General features: G+C 56.4%; 6 protein-coding genes. 1 reads left to right on the forward strand and 5 read right to left on the reverse strand.

Features of this window, described 5'->3' with window-relative positions; translation table 11 throughout:
* Positions 1–47: 47 nt before the first annotated feature.
* The 5 genes from C5687_RS23080 to C5687_RS23100 all read right to left on the reverse strand — a co-directional run bounded on the left by C5687_RS23080 (position 48) and on the right by C5687_RS23100 (position 5819).
* The gene (locus C5687_RS23080) at positions 48–1691 is read right to left on the reverse strand and encodes a multidrug ABC transporter permease/ATP-binding protein (protein ID WP_104558107.1); all 1644 of its coding nucleotides are present in this window, start codon (positions 1689–1691) and stop codon (positions 48–50) included.
* A gap of 69 nt (positions 1692–1760) precedes the next feature.
* Positions 1761–2417 carry a DNA oxidative demethylase AlkB gene (alkB, locus tag C5687_RS23085; RefSeq protein ID WP_104558101.1) on the reverse strand — a complete coding sequence of 219 codons (657 nt, stop codon included), beginning with the start codon at positions 2415–2417 and terminating at the stop codon, positions 1761–1763.
* Positions 2417–3475, reverse strand: a complete 1059-nt coding sequence (gene ada, locus C5687_RS23090) for a bifunctional DNA-binding transcriptional regulator/O6-methylguanine-DNA methyltransferase Ada (RefSeq protein WP_104558103.1) — start codon at positions 3473–3475, stop codon at positions 2417–2419. The genes alkB and ada overlap by 1 nt, the downstream gene beginning before the upstream one ends.
* A gap of 72 nt (positions 3476–3547) precedes the next feature.
* Complete coding sequence (gene apbE / locus C5687_RS23095) at positions 3548–4603, reverse strand: FAD:protein FMN transferase ApbE (protein ID WP_104558105.1); 1056 nt, start codon at positions 4601–4603, stop codon at positions 3548–3550.
* Between the two features lie 115 nt (positions 4604–4718).
* Positions 4719–5819 (reverse strand): porin OmpC, encoded by a 1101-nt coding sequence (locus C5687_RS23100; protein ID WP_104558109.1) that lies wholly within the window; start codon positions 5817–5819, stop codon positions 4719–4721.
* 58 nt (positions 5820–5877) lie between these two features.
* Between C5687_RS23100 and C5687_RS23105 the strand changes: the two genes are divergently transcribed.
* A protein-coding gene (locus C5687_RS23105; protein WP_104457020.1) for an IS3 family transposase occupies positions 5878–7106 on the forward strand; the annotation gives its coding sequence in 2 pieces (ribosomal slippage) (positions 5878–6193 and positions 6193–7106; 1230 coding nt in all).
* The last annotated feature ends 67 nt before the right edge of the window (positions 7107–7173 follow it).

Below are 7173 nucleotides of genomic sequence, written 5' to 3' on the forward strand. Positions count from 1 at the left end.
TTACTGGGGATTCCTCACCCCTGTGGGAGAGGGTTAGGGTGAGGGCATCAGGCCGTGCGCGCCACCGCATCACGCGATGCCGCATCGCGCGCTTCACCGGTCAGCTCGCTCAGCTTGCCCTCGCGCATCTCCAGCAAACGATCGGCATGAATAAAGTAGTGATCGTCATGGCTGATGGCGAAAATGGTTTTGCCCATCTGCTGCATCAGCGGCAGCAGCACCTGGTAAAACTCGCGGCGGAAGTGCGGATCCTGATCCGCCGCCCACTCATCCAGCAGAATGATGTCACGCTCTTCCGCCAGCGCCAGCAGCAGCGCCACGCGTTTTTTCTGCCCTTTCGAAAGCCTGAGGTTGAGGATCTTGCCGTCCTGCAGCTCCAGCTTGTGCGACATCTGCAGCTGCGCCAGCCATTTCTCCACCAGCGCAGGATTGGCCTGTTGCCCTTCCGGTCCCAGCAGGTGGTCAAACAGCCAGACGTCGGTGAACACCGCCGAGAAAAGCTTGCGGTAATCCTCAGGTTTTTCTGCGCTCAGCGCCTTACCATCCAGCAAAATCTCACCCGACTGCGGCTGATAAAGCCCGGTGAGCAGCAACGCGAGGGTCGATTTCCCACTGCCGTTACCGCCAATCAGGAACAGCAGCTCGCCGCGGTGAATCGTCAGATTGATCGGCCCCACGGAGAAAGCGTTGTCCTGATAGCGGAACGTGACGTTACGCAGCTCCAGCGTCTGCCAGTTCGGGAAGGCCTGCGGGCGCGGGAATTCAGCGTTAAACGGTGCAAGATCGAACTTTTTGAGCTTATTAAACGCCACCTGCGCGCTCAGCAGGGTCGGCAAAGCTCCGACGGCCGAAAGCAGCGGCGTGCGCAAGAACAGCAGCGTCAGCGAATAGGTTGCCGCGACGTTCGTATCCGCCCAGCCCAGGCTGTTCGCCATCCAGAATACCAGGCCAATCGCCCCCAGCATCATAATGTTTGACCAGTTCACCGCGCTCAGGTGGAAGGTATCGGCACGAATAATATGGTGCCGGTATTCGCGGGCGTCCGGAATATAGAGATTGTTAAAGATATGCTCGGCGCGCTCGCGGTTCAGGGTCAGCTCTTTGCGCCCTTCGAGTACCGTCTGGTAATCGTTGTAGAGCTTATCCTCGGTTTCGCGCAGTACCGCCATGTGTTTGTAGACGCGTGACACCAGCACAAAACCGCCCCAGATGGTGATGGCAATCCACAGGGCGGTTACCGCCAGCATTTTGCTGGAGAGCCAGGCGAGATAAGCCGCAGAGCCAAAGGTCAGAATAATCCCCTGCACCAGCTCCGGCAGACGAACGAACGCAATGGTAATGGCGCGCACGTCGCTGGTTAACCCCGCCAGCAGAGACGCGCTGCCGAGCTGTTCAATGCGCTCTACGTGGGTGTCCAGAATCCGCTTGATGAACTCGCTGCGCAGACGAAAAACGAAATGGTGGCCGAGCGCGGTCAGCGCCAGCTGAGAGCCGAGCGTGACTGCCATCAACAGCATTAGCAGGGCAAGAAATTCCGGCAATACGGCGAGTGATGTGTCGACCATTTCAATCAAACGCACGTTGATAAACGCGATCAGGCCAATACCCAGTGCGGCGCTGGCGAGGCTTAGCGCCATGACGGCCATGAAGGGCCAGCGATACTGACGCCAGACAAGGAGAAGTAGTTGCATGCAGGCAATCCGGACAATAAAAATCAGCCAGCAGTGTAAACTGCCCGGCGTGTACATCAAGAATAATTCTTATTTTTGTTTACTAAAACCCGCCTGGCGGAACGTCAGGTTATAACGGTACTCACCCGTCAGGGGGTGAACGCCGGGTTTCAGCGGCTGAATGCCGTGATAATACAGCCGCGACTCCCTGCCCCACACCACCACATCGCCATGTTCCAGCATGATGCGTTTGAGCGGATCGTTGCGGCGTAACCCGCCAAACTGGAACACGGCGGGCAGACCTAACGATACCGAGACGATAGGCGCGCGCAGATCGGGCTCATCCTTATCCTGATGCAGCGAGAGCTTCGCGCCAATGGCGTAGCGGTTAATCAGGCAGGCATCAGGACGGAAGTCGGCATAATCCGCGGCGACGGCGGCATCGTGACACAGCGTCTGAAAAACCGCAGGCATGGGAGGCCACGGCTGCCCGGTCGCGGGGTCGTTCGGCGCATACAGATAGCCGCGTTCGTTGGTCGCCCACCCCAGTTCACCGCAGTTAGCCATCGCAACCGACATGGTGTAGCCTCCCAGCGTGATCATATGGCGAAACGGTGAAACCGCCGTGACCTCGTCAATCCCCTCCAGCAGCGCCGCCGCACGGGAGAGCGCAAAGCGGCGCAGGATGACCGCCCCCGGCGCGAGCGGCTCCTGCCAGGGTTCAGCATCCGCAAAAAGATCGAGCATTATCCCTCCCAGCGTTTCGCCTCACGTTTCAGTAATAACGCTTTTCGCGCTGTCCCCCATCGATAACCTGACAGCGCACCGTCGTTGCGAACAACACGATGACAGGGGATCACAATCGCCAGCGTGTTTGCCGCACAGGCACCGGCAACGGCGCGTACCGCGTTGGGCTGACCGATCGCCTGCGCCACCTGCTGGTAACTTGCCGTTTCACCGCAGGGGATAGTTCGCAGGGCTTGCCAGACCCGCTGCTGGAACGCCGTCCCGCGAATATCCAGCGGCAGCGCAAGCGGTACAGAACGGTTATCAATACTGGCAATCACCTGATGGATCCGTTGCACGAAGTCGTCGTCCAGCGGCGCGTGCTCTGCGTTTGGGAACACCGTCGCCAGCTCTTCCATTAATTGTGCATCGGTGTCACCCAGCAGGATCGCGCAGATCCCCCGCTCGCTTTCTGCCACCAGGCAGCGTCCTAAAGCGCAATTATCGATGGCATAACGCACTGCCGCATCCCCTTTACGGTACTGCTTCGCCGTCATACCCAGCGCATCGTTGGCTTTACGATAATAGCTACTGCTGTCAGGAAACCCAGCCGCCAGCACGGCATCGGTAATTTTATCCCCCTGCGCAAGCGCGGTGCGCAGACGCTGGCCTCGCGCCGCCTGCTGCCAGGCTTTCGGGGTCATACCGGTGACAGACTTAAACAGACGGTGGAAATGGTAAGGACTCATGGCAACCTGCTGCGCCAGCTTCTCCAGGGTTAACGCCGGATCCTGCTCCAGCAGACGGCAGGCGTGTTCCACTTTGGCCAGCTTCTGTTCCTGCGGATCGCGCTTGTCCGGCATGCAGCGCTTGCATGGCCGAAATCCTGCCTGAACGGCATGGTGGGCATCAGGGTAAAAGCGGACATTTTTACGCAGCGCGTGGCGGGCACGGCATGACGGACGGCAGAAAATACCCGTCGTCTGCACAGCGAAGACAAACTGATCGTCAGCGCGCGGATCGCGGGCCAGCACGGCCAGCCAGCGATCCTCATCGGTCATTAAGGTCAGGTTTCTCATGATCGGCTCCTCTTATAAGCATATATACAGCCTGCCTGAGCGCCACAGATTAAAAACCCGCAACCTTGCTTTTTAATTTTTTTCATTCACCAGGAAGCTGGCGAACTGCGGCGAATGCCAGGTTTTGAACCCGTCGGCCTCTTTAACGATCATATACACCGCCAGCCCTTCCTGACGCACCACCTCTTTGGCTTTCTCCGGACCGAGAACCATTAACCCTGTGTCCCAGGCATCCGCTTCCAGCGCGGTGGGGGCAATAACCGTCACCGACACCAGATTATGCATAATGGGTCGCCCTGTCTGCGGGTCGATAACGTGCGAAATACGTTTCCCGTCAAGCTCGTAATAGTTACGGTAGCTCCCTGAGGTGCTGATGCCATGTCCGTTGATGTCCACCATCGCCTGCACGGCATTTTGTTGATCGGTCGGTTTTTGAATCGCTACGCGCCACGGTTTGCCGCTGGCGTTCATGCCCCGGCTGACTAACGCGCCGCCCACAGACACCAGATAGCGGGAGATGCCTTCCTGCGCCATCAGCGCAGCCAAATGATCCGCCGCATAACCTTCGCCTACTGTCGACAGATCGACAAACAGATCGGGAATATCTTTTTGCAGGTACTGTTGACCGTACTGATTGATCACCGTCAGATGCTGTAGCCCTGTCCGGGCGCGGGCGTCATCAATGGCCGCCTGATCGGGCGTGGTCGCCGGCTGCTTGTTGGGGCCAAATCCCCAGAGGTTCACCAGGGGACCCACCGTCACGTCCATCGCCCCGTTGGTTTTGTAGCCCACGCGCATGGACTCGGTCACGATATCGGCCATCGCCTCGCTCACCGGCCACAGGGAGGTACTGCTTGAAAGGTTAAAGCGCATCAGCGCCGAGTCATTTTTGTAGGTCGACAGCAACTGATCGTCAGCATCCAGCTGTGACTGAATTTTGCTACGCAGTTCTTCGGCGCGTGCCTTATCAAGATTCATTACGCTGACGCGCCAGAAAGTGCCCATCGTTTTGCCTTCGAGCACCGTCGCCGCGGGGGCGTCGGTGGTGGTCTCCGGCGTGGAAGCGTCACAAGCGGTCAGGAAAAAAAGGATTGCCAGGAAGCTGGCGCGTAAAAAAGTCATGTCCATTCATTATTATCCTCATGCCAGGGCGGCAAGAGTACACCAAAACGGGTGAATTGTGAGAGCCTAAAAAAAACACAAAAAAGGGGCCGTGAGGCCCCTGAGTCATACAGTGTAACGATTAGAACTGGTAAACCAGGCCCAGCGCGACGATATCGTCAGTGCTGATACCTGCCTGACGGGTGAACTCTTTGTCATCCAGCAGGTTGATTTTGTAGTCCACATAGGTAGACATGTTTTTGTTGAAGTAGTAAGTCGCGCCCACATCAACATATTTCAGCAGATCCTGGTCGCCGTAGCCTTCGATGTCCTTACCTTTAGACTGCAGGTAAGCCACGGATGGACGCAGACCAAAGTCGAACTGGTACTGAGCGACCACTTCGAAGTTCTGTGCTTTGTTAGCAAAGCCGTAAATGTCGCTGCTGCTCTGAGAGTTGCCGAAACGCGTTGCGTTATAGGTCTGGGAGTATTGCGCCGCCAGGTAAATGTTGTTGGCGTCGTATTTCAGACCACCCGTGTAGACTTCAGCACGATCGCCTTCGCCTTTCAGCGCCAGGTTACCCGTGTCGTTCTGGTCAGCGGTACGTTTGGAAGAAGACAATGCACCACCGATGCTGAAGCCTTCACCCAGGTTATAGGTCAGGGACGCACCGTAGCCGTCGCCGTTCTGTTTCAGGGTGCTACGACCGGTGTCGTTTTCACCGCTTACGCTGCCGTTTTTACCCTGATACTGCAGAGCAAAGTTCAGGCCATCCACCAGACCGAAGAAGTCCTGGTTACGGTAGGTTGCTACGCCGTTAGCACGGGACTGCAGGAAGTTATCTGCACCGTAAGTATCTCCACCAAATTCTGGCAGAACGTCGGTCCAGGAGGTCACGTCGTAGATCACGCCGTAGTTACGACCGTAATCGAAAGAACCCGCTTCAGCGAACTTCAGACCCGCGAACGCCACACGCGTCCAGGCCTGGTTGTCGCTTTCAGAGGTGTTGCCCTGGATCTGGTATTCCCACTGGCCGTAACCGGTCAGCTGATCGTTAACCTGGGTTTCGCCTTTGAAGCCAAGACGCATGTAGGTCTGGTCGCCATCAACGCTGTCGTCATCGGAGAAATAGTGCAGACCATCCACTTTACCGTACAGATCTAATTTGTTGCCGTCTTTGTTATAAATTTCAGCCGCATTTGCTGCGCCTAGACTGGCCCCATGAATCTCCAGACAACCAATATCACTTAAATAAGTGATAGTCTTAATACTAGTTTTTAGACTAGTCATTGGAGAACAGATGATTGATGTCTTAGGGCCGGAGAAACGCAGACGGCGTACTACACAGGAAAAGATCGCTATCGTTCAGCAGAGCTTTGAACCGGGAATGACGGTCTCCCTTGTTGCCCGGCAACATGGTGTGGCAGCCAGCCAGCTATTTCTCTGGCGTAAGCAATACCAGGAGGGAAGTCTTACTGCTGTGGCTGCCGGAGAACAGGTCGTTCCTGCCTCTGAACTTGCTGCCGCCATGAAGCAGATTAAAGAACTCCAGCGCCTGCTCGGCAAAAAAACGATGGAAAATGAACTCCTTAAAGAAGCCGTTGAATATGGGCGAGCAAAAAAGTGGATAGCGCACGCGCCCTTATTGCCCGGGGATGGGGAGTAAGCTTCGTCAGCCGTTGTCTCCGGGTGTCGCGTGCGCAGTTGCACGTCATTCTCAGACGAACCGATGACTGGAAGGACGGCCGCCGCAGCCGTCACACGGATGATACGGATGTGCTTCGCCGTATACACCATGTTATCGGAGAGCTGCCCACATATGGTTATCGTCGGGTATGGGCGCTGCTTCGCAGACAGACGGAACTTGATGGTATGCCTGCGATCAATGCCAAACGTGTTTACCGGATCATGCGCCAGAATGCGCTGTTGCTTGAGCGAAAACCCGCTGTACCGCCATCGAAACGGGCACATACCGGCAGAGTGGCTGTGAAAGAAAGTAATCAGCGATGGTGCTCTGACGGGTTTGAGTTCCGCTGTGATAACGGAGAAAAACTGCGGGTCACGTTCGCGCTGGACTGCTGTGACCGTGAGGCACTGCACTGGGCGGTCACAACGGGGGGCTTCGACAGTGAAACAGTACAGGACGTCATGCTGGGAGCAGTGGAACGCCGCTTTGGCAGCGAGCTTCCGGCGTCTCCAGTGGAGTGGCTGACGGATAATGGTTCATGCTACCGGGCGAATGAAACACGTCAGTTCGCCAGGATGTTGGGACTTGAACCGAAGAACACGGCAGTGCGGAGTCCGGAGAGTAACGGAATAGCAGAGAGCTTCGTGAAAACGATAAAGCGTGACTACATAAGTATCATGCCCAAACCAGACGGGTTAACGGCAGCAAAGAACCTTGCAGAGGCGTTCGAGCATTATAACGAATGGCATCCGCATAGTGCGCTGGGTTATCGCTCGCCACGGGAATATCTGCGGCAGCGGGCCAGTAATGGGTTAAGTGATAACAGGTGTCTGGAAATATAGGGGCAAATCCAGCGCCTGCCACCAGCAGAGCTGGTACCAGGAGGGACAGTACTTTAACTTTCATTTT

This window comes from Enterobacter sichuanensis (assembly GCF_002939185.1).
Classification (GTDB): domain Bacteria; phylum Pseudomonadota; class Gammaproteobacteria; order Enterobacterales; family Enterobacteriaceae; genus Enterobacter; species Enterobacter sichuanensis.